A 655-nucleotide genomic window follows, 5' to 3' on the forward strand; every position below is an offset into this window, starting at 1 on the left:
CATCACCTTCAACGGCCGACTCTCCATCCGCGACAACTAAAAATCAAACCCAGTTACACCGAAAACTTGACAGACCCCGAATCCAACGGATCACCGAAACGATCGCAGCTGTGTGTAGTACTTCGTGGTTGCACCCTCGGTCCAAGCCTCAACGAGATAGCCGAGATGAAGCTTCGTCCTGTCCCAACTGATCCAGTGAGATGGCAGTCCCGCTTCCGTATGGGCACCGGGAGTGTCCGTGGTTTGTGTCCAGCCGTTCGCTGCCAGCGCCCGCGAGTAGAAGGCGATGACCTCGCGTTGCGTGTGGGTTGTCGTCCCGGATATACCGGTGACGGCCACGTCGCCGCCATCGAGGCCGAATTGAACCCGTCCCGGGTCATTGTTGATCCGGACATCGGTGCTGCCGGGGTAGGTCAATGCGGCTTCGGGTTGTTTGGCCAGGCTGTCGATGGATTGTCCCGGCACGCAGCCAGTCAGCAAGAGCAAACACATGCTGGCTGCGGTCACCACGCTCAGAAACCGAGTCGTTCTTCGCACCGTTCTCCCTGCCTGCCGCGTCGCGTTGGTCAATTGGGATACTAGGAGCGTGGGTCAGTAACGGCGAAGTTTAAAACGCCGACGGATTTCCTGGGCTGGGGTTGTTGGTCTGGGAAAA

General features: G+C 58.5%; 1 protein-coding gene. It reads right to left on the reverse strand.

What is annotated here, in order from left to right:
- Window positions 1-90: 90 nt before the first annotated feature.
- Window positions 91-510, reverse strand: coding sequence for a hypothetical protein (locus tag QN345_RS19660; RefSeq protein WP_322189244.1), 420 nt, complete (start codon window positions 508-510; stop codon window positions 91-93).
- Window positions 511-655: the final 145 nt, after the last annotated feature.

The organism is Cryobacterium sp. 10I1 (assembly GCF_035019805.1).
In the GTDB taxonomy this organism is placed as follows: Bacteria; Actinomycetota; Actinomycetes; order Actinomycetales; family Microbacteriaceae; genus Cryobacterium; species Cryobacterium glucosi.